We start from the raw sequence: 23430 nt of genomic DNA, 5'->3' as shown, positions 1-23430 counted from the left end.
GGCGCCCCTCAGCCTCGGGCGGACAGCTGCATCAGCGTCTGCAGGGCACGCTGCACCACAGGGCGCGGCTGCGGGGCACGCCGGACATGCACCACGATGCGCCGGCGGACCTCCGGGGCTGTCAGCCCCCGGACCGGGAGCCTCTCCTCCACGCCGGTGAGCGCCAACCGCGGCAGGACTGTGAGACCGATCCCGGCCTCGACCAGCGCCAGCGCCGCGTGATGGTCGTCCAGCCGCGCCACATAGCCCGGCGCGAATCCCGCCGCGCGGCAGGCGGTGCTGATGATCCGGCCCGTCGGGCTGTCATAGATGTCGTGGTCGATCCAGGGCTCGTCCTGCAGCTCCTGCAGCGGAATGACGTCCCGGTCGGCCAGCCGGTGCCCCGGCGGCAGCACCACGAAGAAGGCGTCCACGGCCAGCGGATGCCGCTCGTAGCCCTCCAGGCGGGGAGCATCCGGCTCCGGCGGATCGTCGAGGGGCTCGTTGCGGATGTCGAGGTCGGCATGACGGCGGCCATGCCCGCCATAGGGCTCGTTGAGGCTGACCTCCACCGTGACCTGAGGGTGGTGGGTGCGGACCGCCTCGATGACTCCCGGCAGCCAGACCTGCGCGGCCGAGGAGAAGCACGCCACCGCCAGGTGTTCCGCCGGGGATTCCCGCAGGTCAGCGATGGTGCGGTCCAGCCGACGCAGCTCGGTGAGCGCTCCCGACGCGTGGGCGACGAGCTCCCGGGCCGCCTCGGTCGGCACGATCCCCCGGCCTTCTCGGGTGAACAGCTCCAGCCCGGTCTCGCGGGCCAGCTGTTTGAGGTGCTGGCTGACGGTCGCCGGCGAATAGTTCAGGTTCCGGGCCGCCGCCTGGACGGAGCCGCTGGCGATCACGGCCTCCAGCATCTGGAGACGGTGCGGGTTCTGCATGCCATGACCATACGGTGATGACGAACAATCATTCAAGAACACCCGCTTGTCCCGAACAGTTGAAGGAGGTGGAATGGTGAGGCTGGCCGTTCGCCCCCGAGGAGACATCGTGACCCTGAGCAGCTACCTGGCCTTTCTCGGCGTCGCCGCGATCCTGGCGGTCACTCCGGGACCGGACACGTTCTTGGCTCTGCGCTATGCCATGGCTGGCCGTCGCCCCGGCCTGCTGGCCGCCACCGGATCCTCCGCGGCGATCTTCGCCTGGGCCGCGCTGGCGGCGGCCGGAGTGGCGGCGGCGCTGCGCAGCTCCACCACCGCCTACTACGGACTCACCCTGCTGGGCGGCACGTACCTGATCATCGTGGGCGCCCGGGCACTGCACGCCGCGCGGGAGGCCCGCGCGTCCCTCTCGGCCACTTCCGCTCCGGTCACGCCTGCCACCCATGCCCACGGCCCGCGGGCCGACGCCGAGCCGGCCAGGACCGACGACGACGCCGCCGTCGGCCCGTCGGGGGCGGTGGCCGTCGCCGCGCCGCCCAGGATCCGGAATCGGACCGCGCTGCTGGCCGGGGTGACCACGTGCCTGACGAATCCGAAGACCGGACTGTTCTTCATCGCCCTGTTCCCGCAGTTCACCTCGGCCGAGATGAGCGTGCCGCAGGTGACCTTCGCCCTGGGCGGGACGGTGGCGCTGTGCATCTTCCTCTACCTGATCGCCGTCGTGGTGCTGGCCGACGCCGCCCGTCGCTGGCTGGCCCGGCCGGCGGTCACCCACGGCATCCAGGCCGTCAGCGGGGCGGTGCTCGGCGGGCTGGGCGTCTACATGGTCGCCACGGCTCTGCCTCAGCTGATGTGAGCCTCAGGCCTCGCCCTCCACGCCGGCCAGGGCGGCGGCCAGGAAGCCCTCCTCGGCCTGGTTCCCCGGCAGCTCGAGGGCGCGCCGGTACGCTGCTGCGGCGGCGCCGTGATCCCCCAGCTGCTCCAACGTGAGCCCCCGGGCGGTGTGGAACGGCCGGAACCGCGAGAGGACCGGATCTTCAGCGAGCGCATCCAGCTCTCGCAGGCCCGTCTCCAGGCCCCGAGCCTTGCCTCGCGCGACGGCCCGACCGAGCAGGACCACCGGGCCGTCGTCGTGGGTCCGCAGCATGTCGTAGAGCACCGCGATCTGTGCCCAGTCGGTGAACTCTGCGGCGGGCGCCTCGGCATGCACCGCAGCGATGGCCGCCTGGATGGCGTACGGCCCTGCGCCAGGGGAAGCGGTCGCCTGTTCGGTGAGGGCCACGCCCTCGCGGATGAGCGCGTCGTCCCACAGGGCCCGATCCTGGGCGGCCAGCGGCACCGGGCACCCGTCGTCGGCCAACCGGGCGGGACGCCGGGCCTGAGTGAGCAGCAGCAGGGCCAGCAGGCCGGTGGTCTCGGCGGAGCCCGGGATGAGTAGGTGGAGCACCCGGGCCAGGCGGATCGCCTCGCCGGTGAGGTCCTCCCGGGTGTGAGACTCTCCCCCGGTGGCGACGAAGCCTTCGGTGTAGAGGAGGTAGATGACGCGCTGCACGCCCGCAAGACGCGCCCCGAGATCCTGTCGTCGAGGCGGGGTGAAGGCGATGCCGAGGGTGCGGATGCGTCGCTTGGCCCGCACGATCCGCTGCTGCATGGTCGCAGTGGGCACCAGAAGCGCCTGCGCCACCTCCGCAGTGCTCAGACCGCCGAGGAACCGCAAGGTCAGCGCGATGCGGTCCTCAGGGGCGAGCAGGGGGTGGGCGCAGGCGAAGAACAGCCCGAGGCGCTCATCCGGGATCTCGGCATGCTCGTCGTCGTGGTCCTGCTGGGCGGGGTCCTCCAGCGCCTCAGGGACGGGGCCGCGGTCCTGCTCCACCCGCAGCCGCGGCAGCGCGGCGGCCCGCACCCTGCCCCGGCGCAGGGAGTCGATGCCCTTGCGGCGCGCCGCGGTGGTCAGCCAAGCCTCCGGAACGGCGGGCACGCCCGTCTCGGACCAGCTGTGCAGCGCTTGGACGATGGCGTCCTGGAGCATGTCCTCGGCGAGGTCGAGGTCTCCGAACCGACGCGCCAGAGCGGAGAGAATGCGCGCCCGGGCGTCCCGGCCGAGGCCGGCGATCGCCCGGTGCGCGGCATCCGCTCCGCCGATGTGCGGGGCTGTCACGGCCGGCGGTTCAGTAGGGGGCCACAGGGCGGACCTCCACATGCCCGCCCGGGGCGGAGCCGGGGCTGCGGCGGGCCCACTCGATGGCCTCGTCGATGTCGGCCACCTCGATGATGTAGGTGCCGCCGACGAACTCCTGAACCTCGGCGAAGGGGCCGGAGGTGACGACCCGGGCGCCGTCGTCGTCACTGGCGACCCGCACCCCGTGCTCGGGGTCCTCCAGGGCGAAGGAGGTGACGACGACGCCGGCCTCGGTGATCTCCTTGTCGAAGGCGAAGAACTCCTCAGGGTCCGCGCCTCCGTGCTCGCCGCAGCCGGCGTCATCCGTGCGACCCGTCAGCAGCAGTGCGTATTTCATAGTGACTCCTCATATCTGTCGGCCGTGGACCGCGGCCCGGGGAGGGACGCGACGAGAGCCGAAGGACGTCGCACCGGATGGTCCGACAACATCTTGACGCACGGGGTGTGCCGGGATCGACAGATCCGGGCGAAGTTTTTCTCGGGGTTCCTCTCACGGTCCCCGATCTGTGTCTCCGTTGCAGGCACGAGGCCGTCCACTGATGCGAGGCGGGGCGGGGGTTTCTATGAGTGGCGGGGCGGTTTCTATGAGTCGTCGCATCCCTGAAACTGGGACAGCGACGGTGCTCGACCCGGTGACCGCCCCGGGAATCCTCCTGCACCGCCGATGGTTCCCTCTGTGGACATCACTGCAGCAGTGGACGTCGGCACAGCATCCCGCCGACCGCATCGCCCGAGAGGACCCGCCATGACCGAGACGACCCCCGCCACGATCCGTATGTTCGGCGCCCAGTGGTGCGGTGACTGCCGCCGCACCAAGGCGCAGCTGGACGGCCTCGGCGTCGACTACCAGTACATCGACCTGGAGCAGGATGTGGCAGCCGCCGACGTCGCCCGGGAGATCTCCGGGCGCACCAACATCCCCGTAGTGGTCTACCCGGACGGCTCCCACCACGTGGAACCCAGCAACGACGACGTCGCCGCCAAGCTGCGGGAGCTGCAGATCATCTGAGCCGTCGCAGCGGACTGCCGCGGAGCGCGACCTCCACTGACGGCCCAACGGCGAGCCCTCAGACCTGGCCCCCGAGCCACTGATGCGCTATATATGGTCGGATGACCACCCGTGCGTCGGACGTCCGGCGGTGAGCCTGACGGCGTCGGCGGGGCATGGCGAGGGGAAGGACTTCACCGGGTGGCCGAGGCCGAGACGATGACTCAGCGCGGAGACCCGCGCGCGCCGACGGCGTCGAGGATCCCGTTGCGCCGCCTGCCGACCAGCATGATCCTCTGGTCCGCCATGCGCGTGCTCGTCGCGGTGCTCGCCACTGCGGCCGTGGTCGCGCAGTTCGTCGCCGCCCTGGACGGCGCCCTCACCCATGACCGGGCTCTGGGCGCCACGGTGGGGAACTTCTTCAGCTACTTCACCATCCTCTCCAACTCAGCGGCAGCAGTGTTCCTGGCCTGGGCCGGGCTGCGTCCGCTCATCCGTCGGCGCGGCTCCCTGGTGGACCCGCCGGCGCTCTCCCTGGGGCTGGCCTGTGTGACCAGCTGCGTGCTGATCACCGGGGCGGTCTACAACACGTTGCTGCGCCATCTGCCGCTGCCCCCCGGCAGCGAGCCGCCGCCATGGTCGAACGAGGTGCTGCACCTGGTGGTGCCGCTGTTCGTCTTCGCCGACCTGCTGCTGGGGCCGCGCCGACGCGCTCTGCCATGGCGCGCCCTGTGGGTGATGGTGGCGTTCCCGCTGCTGTGGGCGATCTACACAATGGTCCGAGGCCCGCTGGTCACCGATCCGGCCACCGGCGCACCCTTCTGGTACCCCTACCCCTTCATGGATCCGGGCAACCCGGACCTGGTGCCGCTGGCCGGCTACCCGGGCGTGATCCTCTACCTGGCCGGCATCGCGGCGGCCATGATCGCCGTCAGCGCCGTCGTCGTCTGGTGCGGGCGCCGCGGACCCGGGCTGTGACACCGCTGATGCGGGAGTTTCCCAGAGAGGCATTCGAGACTTCGACCATGGTCGAGCCGGGCTGCTGACGGCGCGGCACCACAACACCTCTCAAGGGAGTCGGCATGAACCTGGACACGATAGAGCAAGCTGACGATGCCCTGAGGATGAAGGTCCGGGCCCGGCTGAACCGCCGGAACGCGGCGAAGGTGCTGCGATCGATCGAATCCGCGACAGGCCCGGTGCCGCGGCATGTCAGAGCGCAGGCCGACGACTACGCAGGGGATGTGCTCGGTTCCAGGAGCCATGCGGCCTGGCTGTACGTCTATTGCGCGATCGGCGGTGAGTTCCGCGAGGGGTGGATTCCCGACGACTACTACATGTCCGTGGTGCTTCCCGCGATCGAGGGTCGGCATGGCGCACTCTCGGACATGCGGGCGATGACGGCTCGCATCTTCGGGCACGAGAAGGAGATCCCCGACAGCGGATACGTGGTCAAGGGGCGGCTGTTCAGCGCATCGCTCGACGAGAGCGCATCCCTGGAGGAGTTCACCGACCTGGTCTTCGCAGGAGGGGACAGAGTGGCCTTCAAAGCTGACGGGAGCGCGCGCGGTCGAGGCGTGCAGATCCTGGATCGAGAGAGCTTCACCCGGACCGCGGGGGACCTTCCCGACGGCGTGGTTCAGCCCTTCATCCACCAGCACGAGGCATTCGCTGAGATCGCGTCCGGCTCAGTCGGGACGCTGCGGATGACGACGGTCGTCGAACCTGACGGGCAGACGTCACTCAGGGATGCCTACTTGCGCTTCGGGCGGGAGACGGAGGACCACGTCGCCTCGGATTCGAACATCCGCGTACTGCTCGACACCGCCACGGGAGCCTTCAGCCCGATCGGCTACACGGTGGACTGGCTCGAGATCGACCGGCATCCCGACTCCGGCGCCGTGTTCGCCGGACGTGAGGTGCCGAACTACGCCGCCTGCCGCGAGGCCGTGGAACGGCTGCATCGACGATTCCCGGTGGCCCCGGTGATCGGGTGGGACCTGACCGTTTCTCAGGACGGCTCAGTCCACGTGCTCGAGTGGAACAACGGCCACAACGACATCAAATTCTCCGAAGCGACCTCGGGACCGTGCTTCACAGGGCTGGGATGGGAGCACCTCGGCCGGAAGGGAGGGCGGCCCGGTGTCCCTCACTGAGACGGAGGCGCCCGCGGCGATCTTCGCCCAGTCTGGCGCAGCCCTCTCCCCCGATCAGCGAGTCGTCGACCTGCTGGCGGATCTCATCGGAAGCACCTCTCTGGCTCTCGGCCTGGGACTGACCTTGGCGCCGAAGAAAGTGGGGAGCCTCCTGGGCCTCGACGGGACGCCACCGGCGCGAGCCCGTCTCATCGGTGTCGCCGACGTCGGCCTCGGGTCCGCGATCCTCACATCCTCCCGCATCTGGCCGCGACGGCGCTGGCCAGCCCTGATGGCCCGTGAAGGCCTCCACCTGGTCATCGCCTCAGAGTATGCCCGCCACTGCAGAACCCCGGCAGCACTCGCCATGATCGGGCTGTTCATCGTCGATGGGGTCGTCACGGTGATGATGCACCGGCAGGAGCGCCGCTGATCAGCCTCCCGGGCGATCGCCCCGTCCTAGCGCCCTGCTCACGGGTGCAGGGCGACGTCGGCTTCAGCGCTCCGCCACGCGTGGAAGGTCACGGTCAGCCCGGCCCGTGTCGGGGCACAGACCAGCGGGCCGGCGGCGACGTCGTCGCGGGCGGGGAACGGGAAGACCCGCAGCAGGCGCAGCTCGCCGCCGAGGAGCCCCGCGCGCACGGTGATCGCGTCATCGCTCCAGCTGGCGCGGACCAGCACCCGCTGGCCCAGCCAGTCGTCCGCCGGGGAGAGCGACCAGTCCGAGGCGCCATCGGTGACGACGGCGCCGGCGCTGAGGTGCCCGTCCGAGAACTCCGTGGCCGCCTTGGTCCAGTGATCCTGCGCGGCGCGGATGAACAGGCCCGCCTGGTCGAACTGGGCGGAGAAGTCAGCCGTGTACTCCACCTCCATGGCGGTGCCGGGCCGGAACGGTGCCAGCAGGGCGTGTTCGGTGTCGTGGACGAATCCGTAGCTGGTGTGCCGCCAGGCGTCAGAGGTCTCCACCGCGGTGACCAGAAGGTCTGAGCCCTGGTTCTCCACCGCCGCGGGAGGGTTGCTCCACACTCCCTGCTCCCAGGGGATGTCCCCGGACGGAACGGACGACGACGTCATGGCGGCTCCTCTGGGAGAGCTGATCAGGGACGGGTGCGGGTGCGGGTGGTGCGGCGTGAGTGATGACGCCTCCGGATGACACCCCTAGATGATGCCACCGGGGCAGCTCTCACCGGGACAGATCTCACCGTAGATCCCGCCACCTGTACAGCGGAAGCCCCCGGGCGGCGCACCGCTTCACCCCACCCCTTGACAGGTACCCCCTAGGGGTATACTTTTGTCTCGCAGGTACCCCATTGGGGTATATCCATCGACCGTCCGGGAGAGAAGGAGCCACCGATGAAGGCACCCGCACGACTGGGGCTGTACGGGCTGATCCTGGTGACCGTGTTCGCCGTGGCCGGATTCACGGCGAACGCCGTCGTCCCCGACGCCACCGTGCAGACCTGGACCGACCAGAGCCCAGACGGCCACCACCAGAACGAGGACGGAGACGAGGACATGACCGGCACAACGCACCACGGCCACCACACAGACCCGGCGGCGCTGGGACTCGGGCTGGCCCAGAACGGCTACCGACTCACCGACGTCAGCGCGCCTGCCTCCCCCGGAGTCCACGGCGAGCTGACCTTCGCGGTCACCGGCCCCGACGGGCGACCGGTCACCGACTTTGCCCTCGAGCACGAGAAGGAGCTGCACCTGATCGTCGTGCGTGCCGACGGCCAGCACTTCGCCCACGTGCACCCTGAGCGCGACGAGACCGGCACGTGGTCGATCCCCTGGGAGTGGGAGGCCGCAGGGTCCTACCGCATCATCGCCGACTTCCTCCCCGCCGAGACCGGGGAAGGGCTCACCCTCTCCACCACCGTGCACGCCGGGGGCGACTACACTCCGACACCGGCTGAGCAGCCGATCACCGCCGCCACGACGGACGGCTTCGACGTCGCCGTCGAGGGTGACCTCGTCGCAGGGGAAGCCTCCCCGCTGACCATGACTGTCTCTCGCGACGGCGAGCCCGTCACCACCCTGGAGCCCTACCTGGGCGCCTTCGGGCACCTGGTGGCCCTGCGCGACGGAGACCTGGCCTATCTGCACGTCCATCCGCACGGGGCCGCCCCGCAGCCCGGGGAGACCTCGGGGCCTGAGATCGCCTTCGAGGCCACGGCCCCCACCGAGGGCCGCTACCTGCTGTACCTGGACTTCCAGGTCGACGGGCAGGTCCACACGGCTCCCTTGGTGCTCGACGCGGGCGACGCGGGCGACCGACCCGACCACGGCACGCACGAGGACGACACGCACGAGGACGAGGACGACACGCACGAGGACGAGGACGGAGCAGATCATGACCACTGAGCGCACCAGCACCCCCGACAGCCTCGCCGGCGTCGAGCTGAGGATCGGCGGCATGACCTGCGCCTCCTGCGCGAACCGGATCGAGAAGAAGCTCAACGGGCTCGACGGCGTCACAGCGAGCGTGAACTACGCGACGGAGAAGGCCAGCGTCACCGCTCCCCACGACTACGACCCCCAGCTGCTGATCGCCGAGGTGGAGAAGACCGGCTACACCGCCGAACTCCCACCCGCCGCCACGGACGCCGCCCAGGCCGCCGGGGAGGAGCGCGAATCGAGCGAGGACACCGAGATCCGGGTGCTCAGGCAGCGACTGATCGGGGCGGCCGCCCTCTCCGTGCCGGTCATCGCCATGGCCATGATTCCGGCGCTGCAGTTCGACTACTGGGGATTCGCGTCCCTGGTCCTGGCCGCACCGGTCGTGGTGTGGGCGGGCTGGCCCTTCCACCGGGCCGCCTGGGCCAACCTCAGGCACGGCACGGCCACGATGGACACGCTGATCTCAGTGGGCACCTCCGCCGCGCTGGCGTGGTCGGTCATCGCGCTGTTCTTCGGCACCGCCGGTCAGCCCGGCGTCGTCCACCCCTTCGAGCTCACGATCTCCCGGGCCGACGGGCTCGGCCACATCTATCTGGAGGTCGGCGCCGGGGTGATCACCTTCATCCTGTTGGGGCGCTACTTCGAGAAGCGCTCCAAGCGCCAGGCCGGCGCCGCCCTGCGGGCCCTGCTGGAGCTGGGGGCCAAGGAGGTCTCGATCCTCCGGCAGGGCCAGGAGGTGCGGGTCCCCGTCGACGAGCTGTCGGTCGGCGACGAGTTCGTCGTCCGCCCCGGCGAGAAGATCGCCACTGACGGCACGATCGTCTCGGGGACCTCCGCCGTCGACGCTTCCATGCTCACCGGCGAATCGGTGCCGGTGGAGGTCTCCGCGGGCGACGCCGTCACCGGCGCCACGGTGAACGCCGGCGGGCGGCTGGTGGTGCGGGCGACGCGCGTGGGCGCCGACACCCAACTGGCACAGATGGCGAAGATGGTCGAGGACGCGCAGTCCGGGAAGGCCGAGATCCAGCGGCTGGCCGATCGCGTCTCCGCCGTGTTTGTGCCCGTGGCGATCGCCATCGCCGTCGCCACGCTCGGAGCCTGGCTGGGGGCTGGATTCCCGGTCAGCGCGGCCTTCACCGCCACCGTGGCGGTGCTGATCATCGCCTGCCCGTGCGCCCTCGGGCTGGCGACGCCGACCGCACTGCTGGTCGGCACCGGGCGCGGAGCCCAGATGGGCGTGCTCATCAAGGGCCCGGAGATCCTGGAGTCCACGCGCAGGGTCGACACCATCGTGCTGGACAAGACCGGCACCGTCACCACCGGGAAGATGACCCTGGCAGACGTCATCCCTGCCGCCGGCGTGGACCGCTCCGAGCTGCTGCGGATCACCGGCGGCCTGGAGGACCACTCGGAGCACCCCATCGCGCAGGCCGTCGCCGCCGGCGCAACCGCGGAGGTGGGCAAGCTGCCCACCCCGGAGTCCTTCGAGAACATCGAAGGCCTCGGGGTCCAGGGGGTGATCGACGGTCATGCCGTCGTCGCCGGACGCGAGGCGCTGCTGGCGGACTGGTCGATGCACCTGGACGAAGATCTCCGGTCCGCCAAACGCGCGGCGGAGGCCGAGGGCCGGACCGCGATCACAGTGGGCTGGGACGGCCAGGTCCGCGGCGTGCTGGTGGTCTCCGACACGATCAAACCCACCTCCGCGGAGGCCATCGCCCAGTTCAGAGAGCTGGGACTGACCCCGGTCCTGCTGACCGGCGACAACCAGGCCGTGGCCGAGCAGGTCGCCTCCGAGGTCGGCATCACGGAGGTCTTCGCCGAGGTGCTGCCGCAGGACAAGGTCGACGTCGTCACCCGGCTGCAGGATCAGGGCAAGGTGGTGGCCATGGTCGGCGACGGCGTCAACGACGCCCCCGCCCTGGCCCAGGCCGACCTCGGCCTGGCCATGGGCACCGGCGCCGACGTCGCCATCGAGGCCGCTGACATCACCCTGGTCCGCGGCGATCTGCGGGCGGCGGCCGACGCGATCCGTCTCGCCCGACGGACCCTGCGCACGATCAAGCAGAACCTGTTCTGGGCCTTCGGGTACAACACCACGGCGATCCCCATCGCAGCGTTCGGGCTGCTCAACCCGATGCTCGCGGGGGCGGCGATGGCCTTCTCCAGCGTGTCGGTGGTCGCCAACAGCCTCAGGCTGCGCGGCTTCAGGGCCACGGCCGACGACGGCGCCGCCCCGGCGGTCCGTACCGCGGCGCCGGCACGCGGATCGGCGAACGAGTCGGCGAACACCTGACCATCCATCATCGAGACCAGACGAGAGGACACACGATGACTGCACGAGAGAGCCTGCCCCTGACCGACACCTCCTCCGGCGGTGGGAGCTGCTGCGGCCACACGCCCCGCCCTGAGGCCACCACGAAGGCCCCGGCCGACGACATGGCCGAATGCCCGGTGATGGCCGGCACCCCGGTCGTCAAGGCCCAGGCGGAGGAGGCCGGCCTGTACCGCGACCACCGGGGCACGCGGTATTGGTTCTGCTGCGCAGCCTGCGGCCCGCTCTTCGACGCGGACCCGGAGCAATACGCGCACCCCGCGTGATCCACCGACGGTCTCAGCCCGCCCCGGCTTCAACCTGCCCCGGCTTCAACCGTGACCGGGCCGACGTCGGCCAGTGGCGGCACCCTGCGCCCCCGACGCTCCCCGACTCCCGAGGTCGCTGGGCGCCGGGGGTGCGGGTGCTCCCGAGGAGCACATTCACACCCCGGGAATACCCCCTAGGGGTATATCGTTGGTCATCGGTGAGACACTCTAGGAGGACCCCATGAGTCTGTTCGCGATCCGCGACTACCGGCACCTCTTCAGCGCCCAGGTCATCGCGCTCTTCGGCACCGGCCTGGCCACGGTCGCACTCGGCCTGCTCGCCTATGACCTGGCCGGAGCCCAGGCCGGGGCGGTCCTCGGGACCGCGCTGACCATCAAGATGGTCATGTACGTGCTCGTCGCCCCGGTGGCGGGGGCCTACGCCGACCGTCTGCCCCGGCGAATGTTCCTCACCCTGCTCGACGCGGTGCGGGCCGGCGTCGTCCTGGCCCTCCCGTTCGTCACGGAGATCTGGCAGATCTACCTCCTGGTCGGCCTCCTCCAGGCCGCCTCGGCGGCCTTCACGCCGACGTTCCAGGCCACCATCCCCGACATCGTGCCGCAGAAGGCCGACTACACCCGGGCCCTGTCTGCGTCGCAGGTCGCCTACACCATGGAGAGCCTGCTCAGCCCGGTCCTGGCGGCCGTCGCCCTGACCTTCATGTCCTTCAACTGGCTGTTCGTCGGCACCTCCGCGGGCTTCCTGGTCTCGGCCGCCCTGGTGCTCTCCACGCGCATCCCCGACGCCCGGCCCAGCGGCCACACCGGCGTCTGGGCACGAGTCGCCTCCGGCAGTGGGCTCATGCTGCGCACCACTGGGCTGCGCGGGGTCCTCGCCCTGAACCTCGTCGTCGCCGCGGCCGGCGCGATCGTCGTGGTCAACACGGTCAACTACGTGCGGGACCAGCTCGGGGGAACCCAGGCGGACGTCGCCTGGATGCTGGCCGCCTCAGGCCTCGGCACCCTGGTGGCCGCACTGATGCTGCCTCGCGTGCTGGATTCCGTGCGTGAACGGTCCGTGATGATGACCGGCGCCGTGACCCTGCTGGTGGGCGTGCTCGCCGCCGTGACGATGAGCGCCACCGGCATCACCGCCTGGGGCGTCACCGCTCCGCTCTGGGCGCTCATCGGGGCGGGCATGGCACTGATCGTCACGCCCACCGGACGGGTGATCCGCGGCAGCGTGGAGGACCACCAGCTGCCGGCGGTGTTCGCCGCACAGTTCTCCCTGTCCCACGCCGCCTGGCTGGTCACCTACCCGATCGCCGGATGGCTCGGCACCGCCGTCGGGCTCACCCCCGCCTGGGCGACTCTGGCCCTGCTGGCCCTCGCCGGGCTGGTCAGCGCCTGGGTGCTGTGGCCTCGCCGTGTGGAGCTCCCAGCCTCCGTGCCGGAGGAGGCCCTCGCGCCCCCGGCCCAGGGTGGCCACGATCCCTCCCGCCCCACGGAGGCCGAGGCCTCGGAGGGGATGCTGGCAGCCTGCCAGTGCGCGGCGGCCCGGGCGGTGTAGGGGCGCGCACCGGCCCATCGCGCCTGCGCGATCTGCCCCATCGTCTCGCCGCGCCGTCCGGCCCGCAGCACACCGGGACGCGCGCGTCGAGTCACGACCACGCTCCGGGTGATGAGGCGGAGTGAGAGCCGGTCAGCGACGTCGATGTCGGGCTCCAGGCGCAGCAGCAGGGCCAGCGTCGAACGGATCATGGCGTCATCATCGGTCAGCAGCAGACCCTTCAACAGACCCGGGACCAGGGGTGATGGGCATGACAATGACGTGATCGAGTCACTCTGGGGCGCCCTGCAGATCGAACTGCTCAACGTAGGATGCGGAATACCCGGATGCAGATTGCCACCGCGACCCTCGACTATATCGAGGCTTGCGACCACTGAGACTGTCGCCGCAGCGCCTGAGATGTGAAGACACCGGAGAGCGTCGACAGCTTCTGGGGATCCGCGGCCCATCCCCTTGAATCCTCGTAGCCCGAAGGAACGAAACCCAGGACGGTTCGCTCAGGGACGGAGTTCCCAGGGGTCGAGTTGACCGGCGCTGGCGTACTCGCTCCCGCTGTCCCAGGCGAGCACGGTCGCGCGCGAGATCTCACCATCTGTGAGCCATCGCGATCCACCGCTGTCTCGGTGGTAGCCGAGGAACAGATGGCGCGTTCTCCAGGGCCTGTCTGGACGGTCCTCGTTGTCCATGACCTCCCGGGGGTCCTGAGCTGCGTTTCCCCAAAGCTGCAGGACCCGGGCGTCGGGCTTCAAGATGCGAGTGAGCTCGTCCAGGACGCTCTGGCGGTGCGGCGAGTGCACCCAGATGATCGCGCCGCAGACTGTCGAGCGCGATATTCCTCGGTCCTCAAGCGCATCACGAACCGCTTCAGCCAACGACTCAGGTGCGCTCCACTCTCCCTCGACGGGAATATAGGCCCCTCCGTTGACCTGCGGTGGGACGCCGCGGAGGGGACGGCGGGCCACCACGACGACGGAGATTCCCCGCTCCATGAGAGTCCGTACGGCTGGCCTGAGCATCCCGGTGCCCCCGATGATGACAACACACTGACCCTTCGACGAGTGATCAACCTCCACTTGCTCTCCGCCTCCCGTTCCAGTTCGTGTCAGGGTCAGTCAGACGGCCCCGACAGCATGCAGTACGTGGGGACACTTCTGAACGACCGCACCGCCAGGTCACCCACCCTGACATAGACACGCCGCTGGGTTCACAGGCCTGCGGCCATATTCACCGAGAACACGGTTGACGATCGTTCCGCGTCAGAGCGGAAGGGTAGGCCCCCCGGGGGAAGGACAGCCCGGAGTTTAGGGATCGATGCCGAAGAGTTCGAGGAAGACGCGCCCGCAACGAACGAACCCTGCCCGGCGTCGCCGCGGGGCAGGGTTCGGACGTCTTCAGTTGTGGAGCTAAGGGGAGTCGAACCCCTGACCTCGTCGATGCGAACGACGCGCTCTACCAGCTGAGCTATAGCCCCGTATGCAGTGTCGCCGCACCGGCTCTTCTGCAGATCATCTCCGCAGATCGCCGCGCGCGACCACACCAGGATATAACCGCGGAGCCGCTCACAGAAATTCCTGGACGGCAGATGACGCCGGGAACCGCCTGTCCCCGCCGTCATCGCTGGTCACCAGCGCATAGGGGCACCGTCACACGATGTCGACCCGCGTTCCTGCACCCGGGGCGTGAGCACCGCCACTGCTGAGCCGGCCTGAATCCCTGATACTGGTGGGATGACCGTCTCCACCGCGCCCTCCCCCGCCGTCGTCGCCGAGCCTGCCTTCGGGCTGCTGCTGGATGTGGACGGCCCCATCGCCTCGCCGGTCTCGCGGACGGTGGCGATCACCTCCATCGGCCGCGATCTGGCCGCCATGGCCAACCGGGGCATCCCGGTCATCTTCAACACCGGGCGCTCCGACGACTTCATCGCCCGTGAGGTGGTCCCGCCACTGCGCGAGGCGGGCCTGCGCGCGGGCGCCCCGGTCTTCACCATCAGCGAGAAGGGCGCGGTCTGGGCCGAGGTCACCCCGGAGGGGCTGGGCGAGATCCACATCGACGCGGAGCTGCGGCTGCCCGGCGCACTGGCCGACGACGTCCGCGCCCTGGTGGCCGAGCGGTTCAGCGGGCACATGTTCTTCGACGAGACCAAGCGGGCCATGATCTCCCTGGAGCAGCGCACCGACGTCGCCAACGAGGACTACCTGGCGGTCCAGCCGGAGTTCGACGCCGCCGTCCCCGCCCTGCTGGAGAAGCACCAGGTCCGTGACGTCCGCATCGACCCGACCATCATCTCCACCGACATCGAGCACGAGCGTCTCGGCAAGGACCTCGGCGCCGCCCGGGCCCTGGAGCTGCTCCGCGAGCGCGGCATCACCCCGCAGGCCTGGTACACCATGGGCGACTCCCGCACCGACTACGCGATGGCCTCCTGGCTGCACGAGCGCGGCCACCAGGTCAGCCATGTGGACGTCCGCCCCGCCGACGGCATCCCGGAGACCGCCCACCCGGTGCTGACCTCGGACACCGGCGCCATCCATGACGACGCCGGCGCCGAGTTCCTCAGCCGTTGGGCCCGTTCGCTGGGCTGAGGTCCACCGGGGTCACTCCCTGCGACCTCCCTGACGGCGCGTAGGACAGTCCAGGCCCACCAGAAGCTGCTCCCCGCCGACTCAGACGTTACGCCCCTTCAATGCCCCGCAGCTCTCCGAGCAGAGCGAACACGCGCTCGTCCATGGCCACCTGCATCATGACCAGGCAGATCCTGCCATCGGGGTCGACGAAGAAGTCAGTGCCGAGCCCGCCGGACCAGCCGAACCGCCCTCGATGCGGCCCCTCCGTCACCACGGACACCCCGTAGCCCCACCCGGTGCCCTCCCAGAATCCCGGGAAGAAGCTGTCCGAGGCCTTCGCGCCCTCATCCACCTGATCCCGGCACAGCTCGTCCCGCAGGTCAGGGCTGATCACCCGGCCGTCACGCAGCGCGCTGAGGAACGCATGGTAGTCCGCCAGGGTCGACACCAGCTCGGAGTGGCTCACATCGAAAGGCGCTGGTGCGGCATAGAAACCAGCTGCCGCCGGCTCACACCGCTCGAAGCCCTCAGCGCCGCGCTGGAACACGGCCGGCAGACGGTGCACCTGGTCAGTGGGCACCGTGAAGCCGGTGTCCGTCATGCCTGCGGGGGTGAACACGGTCTCGGCGAGCACCTCGTCAGTGCTGCCGCGGCCGAGACGTCCGAGCAGAATGCCGAGCAGCCCGAAGGAGTGGTGATAACGCCACCCCTCGCCGGGTTCGAACGCCAGCGGCAGGGACGCGAGCGCGTCGAGCCAGTCCTGAGCGCCCAGTGCGACAGGTTCGGCACCTGCCTCCACCTCCGCGTCGACCATCGCCTGCTTCAGTGGGGAATCGGCGGTCATGATCCCGCAGCCGGACTGATTCGTGAGCAGATGACGCACCGTGATCGGCGCACGGGCAGGCTGCGCATCCTCCAGCGGAGCATCAGGATGGGCGAGCACGCGCGGCTCGGCCAGCTCCGGCAGCCAGGCGGCGATCGGATCGTCGAGGGCGATCTCCCCGTCCTGCACCAGTCGCAGCGTCGCCACGGCGGTGACGGCCTTCGTCATCGACTGGATGCGGAAGATCGTGTCGACTCCCAGAGGAGCCCCGCCCGGAGCATCGAGGCCGACGCTGAACGGCTCATACTCGTCGCCGTAGGTGCCGACGGCGCCGGGCATCGTCCCGGCGTCGACGTGACGGACGAGGAGCTCGTGCAGGGAATCGGACACGGAGGCCCCTTTCGTCGGAGGGCGTCGGTGCCGCCCATCCTAGCGCCGATCTACTCCAGCTGGGCGTGCTGGCGGATCCAGGCGTGCATCGCGATGCCGGCGGCAGTGCCGGCGTTGATGGACCGGGTGGAGCCGAACTGCGCGATGGACAGGGTCGCCTCGGCGGCGGCCCGCATCTGCTCACTGAGACCCGGGCCCTCCTGCCCGAAGACCATCACACACTCCCGCGGCAGGGTGTAGGTCTCCAGCGGCACGGACTCGGGGAAGAGGTCCACGCCCAGCACCGGCAGCCCCTCCTCCTTCGCCCAGGCGACGAACTCCTCCACGGTGGCGTGGTGACGGACGTGCTGGTACCGGTCGGTGACCATCGCGCCCCGGCGGTTCCACCGGCGTCGGCCGATGATGTGCACCTCGGCGGCCAGGAAGGCGTTGGCCGTGCGCACCACCGTGCCGATGTTGAAGTCGTGCTGCCAGTTCTCGATGGCCACGTGGAACCCGTGCCGGCGGGTGTCCAGATCGGCGACGATCGCCTCATGGCGCCAGTAGCGGTACCGGTCCACCACATTGCGCCGGTCGCCGTGACGCAGCAGCTCCGGGTCCCAGTGCTCCCCCTCGGGCCAGGGCCCCTCCCAGGGCCCGACGCCGACCTCGCGGGCATCGGGATCGTTCGCATCGGCGGCCCGGGCGGCAGATGCGCGAGCGCCTGATTCGCGAGCACCGGCCGCCTGGCCCCCTGACGGCTCGCCTGCTGCGGTGGGCGTGGCATCCGGGCGGGGGCGGGGCGCGTCATCCATGCGCACGAGGCTACCGGAGCCGGCCCCGGCCGCACCGCCCACGGGACTCGTCGCCCCTCCCCTCACCCCCGAGCCTCGACGTAGGCTCGGCCCTATGGCTCAGAGCACCCCGCACGTCGAGTCCCCCGCTCGTCCGTCATCCCCGCCCAACCCGCTGGAGCGGCTCTCGCTGGCGGACCTGCGCACCCGGCGCAGCGCCAAATGGCGAGCCTTCGGCGACGGTGTTCTGCCGCTCTGGGTGGCGGAGATGGACGTCCCCCTGGCCGAACCGATCGCCGACGCGCTGCGCGGCGTCATCGATCGCGGCGACACCGGATACCCCGCCGGCCGCGGCTATGCGGAGTCGCTGGCCGGATTCGCCGAGCGCCGCTGGGGGTGGAGCCTGGATGTCGCGCACACCAGCACGGTCCCGGATGTGATGCGCGGGATCACCGAGGCGCTGAAGCTGATCAGCACACCCGGCGACGCCGTCGTCGTCGCCTCCCCGGTGTACCCGCCGTTCTACCAGTACCCCGCCGAGGCAGGCCGGCGAGTGGTGCAGACCCCACTGGACCCGGCAGGACGGCTCGACCCGGCCGCGCTGGAGGAGACCTTCGCGGAGGCCGCCCGCACCTCGACCTCCCCGGTATTCCTGCTGGCGAATCCGCACAACCCGACCGGCGTGGTGCACACCCGCGCCGAGCTGGAGCAGCTGGCGGAGCTCGCCGACCGGCACGGACTTCGGGTGGTCGCCGATGAGATCCACGCCCCGCTGGTCCTCGGCTCGACACCTGACCCCGGCGATCCCGGCGTCGACGGTGCAGACTCCGACGGTGCCCCGGTCCGCTTCACGCCGTACCTGTCCGTGGATCCGCGGGGCATCAGTCTGATGTCCGCCTCGAAGGGCTGGAACCTGGCCGGGCTGAAGGCGGCGGTGATGATCGCGGGACCCGACGCCGTCGCGGATCTGTGGCGTCTGCCGGACATCGTCGCGCACGGACCCAGCCATGTGGGCGCGCTCGCGCACACTGCCGCCTTCGCCCACGGCGAGCCGTGGCTGGACGCGTTGCTGGACGGCCTGCGCGCCAACCGGACGCTGCTGGGTGAGCTGCTGGCCGAGCATGCGCCGCAGGTGCGGTGGACTCCGCCGCAGGCCACCTATCTGGCGTGGCTGGACTTCCGGGCGACCGCGCTGGCCGGGGCCGAGGACGACGTCGCGGCCGCAGGCGCCGAGGCACCGATCCGCGGCCCCGCCAGGGCGCTGCTGGCGCGGGCCGGAGTCGCGCTGACCGCGGGGAACCCCTTCGGTGACGGCGGGGCAGGCCACGCTCGGCTGAACATGGCGACGTCGCAGGAGATCCTCACCGAGGCGGTGACACGGATCGGGCGGGCGCTGAGCTGAGGATCCCGGCGCCGGGTCCGGAACCGACCGGGCGAAGCTCCGTCCCGGCTCACGGGCGGCGCCGAGCCAGATACAGCCACCCGCAGCCCGGCGCGTACGCCAGGTCCAGCACGTCCACGGTGAAGCCTGCCGTCTCCAGCGATCCCTCGATCTCCTCCCGGGTGCGGAACCGCAGAGTGGAGCGGGACTCCCACCGGGTGCCGTCGTCGAGCGGGGCGCCAGTCTTCTCATCGAGGAACACGGTGGGCTGATCGAAGGTGACCAGCTCGCCGTCGCCGACGACGTCGACCACCTCCACCCAGCGCTCCACCGCGCCCACCCCCGGCACATCAGCCCGGGTGCGAGACTGCTCCGGAGTCCAGGACTCCCAGGCACGGGCCTCTCGCCGACGGGCCTCGAAGACCAGCAGCCCTCCGGGAGGCATCGCGCGGTGCGCCGCTGCCAGCACTGCGGACCACTCCGCGTCGTCTGTGAACACCTGAGCGACGTTGGCGCTCATGGTCACGGCGTCCACCGGGAGCATCGCGACGACCTCTGTCGGCAGATCAGCCGCCTCCAGGGCGGCCACCGTGCCGGTCACCCACTGCACCCGCTCGGCCCCGGGGCGGCTGCGTGCCACCGCGATCGAGGCCGCGGCAGGGTCCAGACCGATCACCTGCATCCCCCGGTGGGCCAGTCGACGTGCCAGCACTCCGGTGCCGCACCCGATGTCCAGGACCCTCTGGGCCTCCAGTGCGGCGACGGCGGCCTCATACTCGTCGAGGTCCCCACGGTCCGGGTCGAGCGCGTCATAGACCGCGGCCAGGCGCGGATCAGCGAACAGGGCGTCGGGCTGATCAGGCATGGCACGAGCGTACGGGACCTGCGCTGCCGACGTCAGCGGAGCGGCATACCGTCAGTGGGCAGAACGAGACCGGCGCACCACGCGGCAGGCCACATAGACTGGGCCCTCGAAAGTCCCGTGACGCGGTGCATCCGGCGGGCCGGCGACGCGCACGCCGTGACAGGACCTGACAGCTGGCCGGACGGAGGCGGATCCCGATGCATGACCGCAGCAGGACACGAGATGACGCATCGGAGGCGCACGTCCCTGCCGCCGGCACGGACTCCCCCGCGAAGTCGACCATGCACATCGGGGAACTCGCCGAGAAGACCGGCCTCTCCCACCGCACCATCCGCCACTACGACGACGTCGGCCTCCTGCCGGCCTCCCGCACCGAGGGCGGATTCCGCGTCTACACCGCCACCGATCTCGAACGCCTGCTGGTGGCCCGCACGTTGAAGCCGCTGGGCTATTCGCTCGACGAGATCACCAGGGCACTGGAGGCCATCGACGCCGTCACCGCCTCCCCGGAGGATGACCAGGCCAGAGGGCGGTTGGCCACCCTGCAGGAGGAGCTGGCGGAACGCCGGGAGAAGCTGGCCCGGAATCTGCGTCAGGCCGACGAGCTGCTGGACTCTCTGCGCCAGCTGTGAACCGCGGAGCCCCTGGCCTTGGTCCGCTCAGAGCACGTCGAGCGATCCCAGGGCGTTGATCAGCAGCAGCACCCCGACGCCGCCCACCACCCAGGCGACCATGCCCGCCGCGTGACGGCTGAGCCACCCCTCGAGCTTCTCCAGCGGGCCCTGCAGAGCCCGCTGGGCCACGAGGCGTCCGCCCAGCAGCGCCAGCGCCGGAAGCACCATCATCAGGCAGTAGAAGAGGATCATCACGGTTGACGCCGGCCACTGCGGACCCGTCGCGGCGACCATCCCGATGCCCGCCAGGTACGGCAGCACCGTGCCGATCTCCAGCAGCACGGCCAGCAGCCCCAGTCCCACCAGCGCACCCACCCCGGCCGGTCGGACCGCGGATGTCGACGTCGACGCCGACGCCGACTCCGACGCGGACTCCGACGCGGACGGGCCAGCCTGTCCGGACGACGGCGCGGCGGCGGTCTGCGCCCGCGGTGATGTCACCGCCTCAGGGGCCGGCGAGACCTCCGTGCCCAACACCCGGGCACGCCACCGAGTCACCCGGCCGGCGGAGCCCCGTGCCTGCTCGCGGCGAGCCTTCCGCGCCTTGCCCGCCCTGGTCATCGGGTCCAGGTGGAAGCTGTACGCCAGCAGGGCGGCGCCCAGCAGCGCCTGCCCCAGGAGGAACACCGGCGTGCCGCGGACCTCAGCGAACCAGCTCAGCAGCCCGTCCCCGAAGAAGGTCAGGCTGGCCAGCAGGACCACACCGATGACGGCATAGCCGGCGGCCACCACACCCAGGTAGACGAGCACCCGTCCGGCGCGCAGCCGCCCCGGCGCCATCAGCAGCCAGACCGGGATCAGCAGCGTGCCGAAGGTGGTGGAGTCGATCAGGGCCAGCACGGCGAGGATCCCCCACAGTCCGGCACCGAGCCCGTCGGTGGGCAGCTCGCCGCTGAGGTCCGAGAGGCTCACAGCAGACCAGGTCCTGTCCAGGACCGGCATGAGGATGTCTGTGGTGCTCATACCTGCCACCCTGCCCTGGCCCCGCGCCCTGCGCATCGGCCGAAGGGCTGAACCCTGACCCGCTCCTCAGACTTTGGTCGGAGGACCAGGCGCCCGCGCTGTGGTGAGATGGCGTCATGGACTCCTCCCCCGGCCTGCGCAGGGCCTCCGACGACGGCAGTCCGCCTCGCCGGGGTCGACGGCCCACCTGGCCGGACCCTCTGCGGCGCCGCGATCAGGTCCAGACCGTCGTGACGCTGGCGGCCGCCCTCGGGCTGCTGGCGGTCCAGTTGCGGGGTCTGCTGCCCACGCCGTGGCTGGACTCTCTCGGACCGGGCCCCGTCTGGTGGTGGCATCTGGGGCCACTGGCCGTGATCGGCGCGGCGATGATCGTCAAGCCGGCGGCGCCTCTGACGGCGCTGCTGGCGGGAGGCCTCTGCGTACTGGCCGATCTGGCCATCGGTGGAAGCGTCGGGATCTGGCTGTGCCTGGCCGACCTCATCTACTTCTTCGGTCTGCGCGGAGGACGCCGCTCCCTGTCCTGGCTGGCGGGGGTGTTCGCGGCCCTGATGCTCGCCGGCGGCGTCGTGCTGTTCGCGGCCGACGGGGACGCCGGCACGGCGGTCTCCGCGACGCTGCTGATCGGCAGCGTCCTGCTGCTTCCGCTGTGGTGGTCTGTGGAGGTCCGCCGGGGATATCCCCTGGGGCCGCTCGCCGCTGAACGGGACCGGCTCGACGCGGAACGGCACGCGGCGCTGGTGCGGGTGCATGAGCTGGACCGGCGCCGGGCGGTGGCCGCGGAACGCCAGCGGATGGCCCGCGAGCTCCACGATGTGATCTCCTCGCATGTCTCGGCCATCGCCCTGCACTCCGGGGCGGCGCTTGCCGGCTCCCCTGACCAGGACCGCGACCGCCGCGCCCTCGAGGAGGTGCGGCGGACGTCCGTCACCGCCCTGGAGGACCTGCGGACCATGGTGAACCTGCTGCGTGGCCAGGACGCCGAGTCCCCCGAGGGCGTCCCGGAGGGCCGCGACGCCCAGAGCCGCGACGCCCAGAGCTCCGAGCTGCTGGCTCCGCCGTCCCTCGAGCACGTGGTGGAGGTCGCCCGCAGCCGCGGCCTGTCGCTGCAGATCTCCGGCGAGGTTCCGCGCGGGGACGAGCCGACCCGCTCCGGCATCCGGGGAGTCCTCTCCCGGGTGCTGCAGGAGGCGCTGACCAACGCGGCGGCCCACGGGGACGGCGCCGCTCGGGTGGAGTTCACCGAGACTCCGCACCAGATGCGCCTGCGAGTGACCAACGGCGTGCCAGACGCCCCTGTCGGCAGAGGACCTTCCCCGGCACTGGCCACCGGCACGGGGATCATCACCATGCGGGAACGGCTCGCCCAGGCCGGCGGCACGCTTCAGGCGGGCCGCGACGGGGACCTCTGGGTGCTGACGGCAGACCTTCCCCGAGGACGGAGACGATGAGCATGCCCTTCCCCACCCCGCACGCCGACGACGGAACGCCGCCCGTCCGCGTGCTGCTCGCCGATGACCACCCCAGCATCCGGGCCGGGCTGCGACTGCTGCTGGAGACGGCGGCGGACATCGAGGTGATCGGTGAGGCCGCCGACGGTGCCGTCGCCGTGCAGCAGGCACAGTCCCTGCGCCCGGACGTGGTCATCATGGACGCACGGATGCCGGGCACCGACGGCATCGCCGCCACACGACAGGTCGTCCAGGCCAGCACCGGAGAGGTGCTGATGCTGACGACCTTCGACCTGGACGAGGTGGTGTTCGGCGCCCTACGGGCCGGGGCCGCCGGGTTCCTGCTGAAGTCCGCCGACCCGCAGGAACTATTGGACGCGATCCGTCGCATCGCCGCCGGAGACGGCGTCATCGCACCGGAGGTCACGCGCCGGCTGCTGCGCACGTTCGTGGCCGACGAGGGCGCACCGGTCACAGGAACGGACGCCGTCACCGCCAGCGCATCCGGCAGGTCGCCGGGATCCCCCGCGAGTGTCGCCGACGGCACCGAGAGAGCGTTCGGGGAGCTCACCCCGCGGGAGCTCGACGTCCTGCGGGCGCTCGGCCGCGGGCTCTCCAACGCGCAGATCGCCGAGGAGCTGGTGATCAGCCTGGCCACGGTGAAGACGCATGTCTCCAGCGTGCTGGCGAAGCTGCACCTGAGTTCGCGGATGCAGGCGGCGATCCACGCCCGGGAGGCGGGCCTCACCTGACCGGAAGGGCTGCGCCTGATGC

23 protein-coding genes and 1 tRNA gene are annotated in these 23430 nt (G+C 70.8%); 14 read left to right on the top strand and 10 right to left on the bottom strand.

What is annotated here, in order from left to right; genetic code table 11:
* Positions 1-8: 8 nt before the first annotated feature.
* Positions 9-917 (bottom strand): LysR family transcriptional regulator, encoded by a 909-nt coding sequence (locus tag SD455_RS05465; protein WP_070158727.1) that lies wholly within the window; start codon positions 915-917, stop codon positions 9-11.
* A 109-nt stretch (positions 918-1026) separates the two neighbouring features.
* Between SD455_RS05465 and SD455_RS05460 the strand changes: the two genes are divergently transcribed.
* Entirely contained in the window at positions 1027-1773 is a 747-nt protein-coding gene (locus SD455_RS05460; protein ID WP_445507464.1) for a LysE family translocator, read from the top strand.
* A gap of 3 nt (positions 1774-1776) precedes the next feature.
* Here the strand turns inward: SD455_RS05460 and SD455_RS05455 are convergent, their stop codons facing one another.
* Both SD455_RS05455 and SD455_RS05450 read right to left on the bottom strand, forming a co-directional pair.
* Complete coding sequence (locus tag SD455_RS05455) at positions 1777-3075, bottom strand: RNA polymerase sigma factor (protein WP_445507463.1); 1299 nt, start codon at positions 3073-3075, stop codon at positions 1777-1779.
* Between the two features lie 10 nt (positions 3076-3085).
* Positions 3086-3433, bottom strand: a complete 348-nt coding sequence (locus SD455_RS05450) for a YciI family protein (protein ID WP_445507462.1) — start codon at positions 3431-3433, stop codon at positions 3086-3088.
* A 408-nt stretch (positions 3434-3841) separates the two neighbouring features.
* On the opposite strand from SD455_RS05450, the gene SD455_RS05445 reads away from it, so the two are divergent.
* From SD455_RS05445 to SD455_RS05430, 4 genes are all read left to right on the top strand, one after another.
* Positions 3842-4105 carry a glutaredoxin family protein gene (locus tag SD455_RS05445; protein WP_445507461.1) on the top strand — a complete coding sequence of 88 codons (264 nt, stop codon included), beginning with the start codon at positions 3842-3844 and terminating at the stop codon, positions 4103-4105.
* A 180-nt stretch (positions 4106-4285) separates the two neighbouring features.
* Entirely contained in the window at positions 4286-5062 is a 777-nt protein-coding gene (locus SD455_RS05440) for a Pr6Pr family membrane protein (protein ID WP_445507460.1), read from the top strand.
* A gap of 104 nt (positions 5063-5166) precedes the next feature.
* Positions 5167-6240: a sugar-transfer associated ATP-grasp domain-containing protein gene (locus SD455_RS05435; protein ID WP_445507459.1), complete on the top strand. Its 1074-nt coding sequence runs from the start codon at positions 5167-5169 to the stop codon at positions 6238-6240.
* Positions 6227-6652, top strand: coding sequence for a hypothetical protein (locus SD455_RS05430; RefSeq protein WP_070162248.1), 426 nt, complete (start codon positions 6227-6229; stop codon positions 6650-6652). The genes SD455_RS05435 and SD455_RS05430 overlap by 14 nt, the downstream gene beginning before the upstream one ends.
* A 38-nt stretch (positions 6653-6690) precedes the next feature.
* Here SD455_RS05430 and SD455_RS05425 read toward each other — a convergent pair whose 3' ends face one another.
* Complete coding sequence (locus SD455_RS05425) at positions 6691-7293, bottom strand: DUF1349 domain-containing protein (protein ID WP_445507458.1); 603 nt, start codon at positions 7291-7293, stop codon at positions 6691-6693.
* Positions 7294-7572: 279 nt separating this feature from the next.
* On the opposite strand from SD455_RS05425, the gene SD455_RS05420 reads away from it, so the two are divergent.
* The 4 genes from SD455_RS05420 (at position 7573) to SD455_RS05405 (ending at position 12775) form a co-directional block, all read left to right on the top strand.
* Positions 7573-8586, top strand: coding sequence for a heavy-metal-associated domain-containing protein (locus SD455_RS05420; RefSeq protein ID WP_445507457.1), 1014 nt, complete (start codon positions 7573-7575; stop codon positions 8584-8586).
* Positions 8576-10918, top strand: coding sequence for a heavy metal translocating P-type ATPase (locus SD455_RS05415; protein ID WP_445507456.1), 2343 nt, complete (start codon positions 8576-8578; stop codon positions 10916-10918). The genes SD455_RS05420 and SD455_RS05415 overlap by 11 nt, the downstream gene beginning before the upstream one ends.
* A 35-nt stretch (positions 10919-10953) precedes the next feature.
* On the top strand, positions 10954-11223 hold the full coding sequence (locus SD455_RS05410) for a YHS domain-containing protein (RefSeq protein WP_070162256.1): 270 nt from the start codon (positions 10954-10956) through the stop codon (positions 11221-11223).
* Between the two features lie 223 nt (positions 11224-11446).
* Positions 11447-12775, top strand: a complete 1329-nt coding sequence (locus SD455_RS05405) for an MFS transporter (RefSeq protein ID WP_445507455.1) — start codon at positions 11447-11449, stop codon at positions 12773-12775.
* 497 nt (positions 12776-13272) lie between these two features.
* On the opposite strand, the gene SD455_RS05400 is transcribed toward SD455_RS05405, so the two are convergent.
* Both SD455_RS05400 and SD455_RS05395 read right to left on the bottom strand, forming a co-directional pair.
* Positions 13273-13848 carry a hypothetical protein gene (locus SD455_RS05400; protein ID WP_445507454.1) on the bottom strand — a complete coding sequence of 192 codons (576 nt, stop codon included), beginning with the start codon at positions 13846-13848 and terminating at the stop codon, positions 13273-13275.
* 325 nt (positions 13849-14173) lie between these two features.
* Positions 14174-14246, bottom strand: a tRNA-Ala gene (locus tag SD455_RS05395).
* Between the two features lie 256 nt (positions 14247-14502).
* Here SD455_RS05395 and SD455_RS05390 point away from each other — a divergent pair.
* Positions 14503-15357 (top strand): hypothetical protein, encoded by an 855-nt coding sequence (locus SD455_RS05390; RefSeq protein ID WP_445507453.1) that lies wholly within the window; start codon positions 14503-14505, stop codon positions 15355-15357.
* Positions 15358-15445: 88 nt separating this feature from the next.
* On the opposite strand, the gene SD455_RS05385 is transcribed toward SD455_RS05390, so the two are convergent.
* Positions 15446-16552, bottom strand: a complete 1107-nt coding sequence (locus SD455_RS05385; RefSeq protein ID WP_070162260.1) for a serine hydrolase domain-containing protein — start codon at positions 16550-16552, stop codon at positions 15446-15448.
* Between the two features lie 50 nt (positions 16553-16602).
* Positions 16603-17346, bottom strand: a complete 744-nt coding sequence (locus SD455_RS05380; RefSeq protein ID WP_085437890.1) for a TrmH family RNA methyltransferase — start codon at positions 17344-17346, stop codon at positions 16603-16605.
* Between the two features lie 94 nt (positions 17347-17440).
* On the opposite strand from SD455_RS05380, the gene SD455_RS05375 reads away from it, so the two are divergent.
* Positions 17441-18727, top strand: a complete 1287-nt coding sequence (locus SD455_RS05375) for a MalY/PatB family protein (protein WP_445507452.1) — start codon at positions 17441-17443, stop codon at positions 18725-18727.
* A gap of 49 nt (positions 18728-18776) precedes the next feature.
* Here SD455_RS05375 and SD455_RS05370 read toward each other — a convergent pair whose 3' ends face one another.
* Positions 18777-19571 carry a class I SAM-dependent methyltransferase gene (locus SD455_RS05370; protein ID WP_085437938.1) on the bottom strand — a complete coding sequence of 265 codons (795 nt, stop codon included), beginning with the start codon at positions 19569-19571 and terminating at the stop codon, positions 18777-18779.
* 281 nt (positions 19572-19852) lie between these two features.
* Between SD455_RS05370 and SD455_RS05365 the strand changes: the two genes are divergently transcribed.
* A complete protein-coding gene (locus tag SD455_RS05365) occupies positions 19853-20203 on the top strand; it encodes a MerR family transcriptional regulator (RefSeq protein WP_070158813.1) in 351 nt (116 codons plus the stop codon).
* Positions 20204-20230: 27 nt separating this feature from the next.
* Here SD455_RS05365 and SD455_RS05360 read toward each other — a convergent pair whose 3' ends face one another.
* Positions 20231-21208 (bottom strand): GAP family protein, encoded by a 978-nt coding sequence (locus tag SD455_RS05360; RefSeq protein ID WP_445507451.1) that lies wholly within the window; start codon positions 21206-21208, stop codon positions 20231-20233.
* Positions 21209-21324: 116 nt separating this feature from the next.
* Here SD455_RS05360 and SD455_RS05355 point away from each other — a divergent pair, with 116 nt between their 5' ends.
* Together SD455_RS05355 and SD455_RS05350 are read left to right on the top strand one after the other, a co-directional pair.
* Positions 21325-22656, top strand: a complete 1332-nt coding sequence (locus SD455_RS05355) for a sensor histidine kinase (protein WP_445507450.1) — start codon at positions 21325-21327, stop codon at positions 22654-22656.
* Entirely contained in the window at positions 22653-23408 is a 756-nt protein-coding gene (locus tag SD455_RS05350) for a response regulator (RefSeq protein WP_237090242.1), read from the top strand. The genes SD455_RS05355 and SD455_RS05350 overlap by 4 nt, the downstream gene beginning before the upstream one ends.
* Positions 23409-23430 lie beyond the last annotated feature (22 nt).

The organism is Nesterenkonia sp. K-15-9-6, assembly GCF_052656005.1.
Note: the sequence above shows the minus strand (reverse complement) of the source record. Positions and strands in the feature narration are given on the sequence as shown.

What these genes read in the sequence shown, in the direction of transcription:
- SD455_RS05445 (WP_445507461.1), top strand. Translation starts at nt 3,842, where the DNA reads ATGACCGAGACGACCCCCGCCACGATCCGTATGTTCGGCGCCCAGTGG.
- SD455_RS05425 (WP_445507458.1), bottom strand. Translation starts at nt 7,293, where the DNA reads ATGACGTCGTCGTCCGTTCCGTCCGGGGACATCCCCTGGGAGCAGGGA.
- SD455_RS05355 (WP_445507450.1), top strand. Translation starts at nt 21,325, where the DNA reads ATGGACTCCTCCCCCGGCCTGCGCAGGGCCTCCGACGACGGCAGTCCG.
- SD455_RS05375 (WP_445507452.1), top strand. Translation starts at nt 17,441, where the DNA reads ATGGCTCAGAGCACCCCGCACGTCGAGTCCCCCGCTCGTCCGTCATCC.
- SD455_RS05365 (WP_070158813.1), top strand. Translation starts at nt 19,853, where the DNA reads ATGCACATCGGGGAACTCGCCGAGAAGACCGGCCTCTCCCACCGCACC.
- SD455_RS05465 (WP_070158727.1), bottom strand. Translation starts at nt 917, where the DNA reads ATGCAGAACCCGCACCGTCTCCAGATGCTGGAGGCCGTGATCGCCAGC.
- SD455_RS05350 (WP_237090242.1), top strand. Translation starts at nt 22,653, where the DNA reads ATGAGCATGCCCTTCCCCACCCCGCACGCCGACGACGGAACGCCGCCC.
- SD455_RS05405 (WP_445507455.1), top strand. Translation starts at nt 11,447, where the DNA reads ATGAGTCTGTTCGCGATCCGCGACTACCGGCACCTCTTCAGCGCCCAG.
- SD455_RS05415 (WP_445507456.1), top strand. Translation starts at nt 8,576, where the DNA reads ATGACCACTGAGCGCACCAGCACCCCCGACAGCCTCGCCGGCGTCGAG.
- SD455_RS05420 (WP_445507457.1), top strand. Translation starts at nt 7,573, where the DNA reads ATGAAGGCACCCGCACGACTGGGGCTGTACGGGCTGATCCTGGTGACC.
- SD455_RS05435 (WP_445507459.1), top strand. Translation starts at nt 5,167, where the DNA reads ATGAACCTGGACACGATAGAGCAAGCTGACGATGCCCTGAGGATGAAG.
- SD455_RS05450 (WP_445507462.1), bottom strand. Translation starts at nt 3,433, where the DNA reads ATGAAATACGCACTGCTGCTGACGGGTCGCACGGATGACGCCGGCTGC.
- SD455_RS05360 (WP_445507451.1), bottom strand. Translation starts at nt 21,208, where the DNA reads ATGAGCACCACAGACATCCTCATGCCGGTCCTGGACAGGACCTGGTCT.
- SD455_RS05390 (WP_445507453.1), top strand. Translation starts at nt 14,503, where the DNA reads ATGACCGTCTCCACCGCGCCCTCCCCCGCCGTCGTCGCCGAGCCTGCC.
- SD455_RS05380 (WP_085437890.1), bottom strand. Translation starts at nt 17,346, where the DNA reads ATGGATGACGCGCCCCGCCCCCGCCCGGATGCCACGCCCACCGCAGCA.
- SD455_RS05370 (WP_085437938.1), bottom strand. Translation starts at nt 19,571, where the DNA reads ATGCCTGATCAGCCCGACGCCCTGTTCGCTGATCCGCGCCTGGCCGCG.
- SD455_RS05410 (WP_070162256.1), top strand. Translation starts at nt 10,954, where the DNA reads ATGACTGCACGAGAGAGCCTGCCCCTGACCGACACCTCCTCCGGCGGT.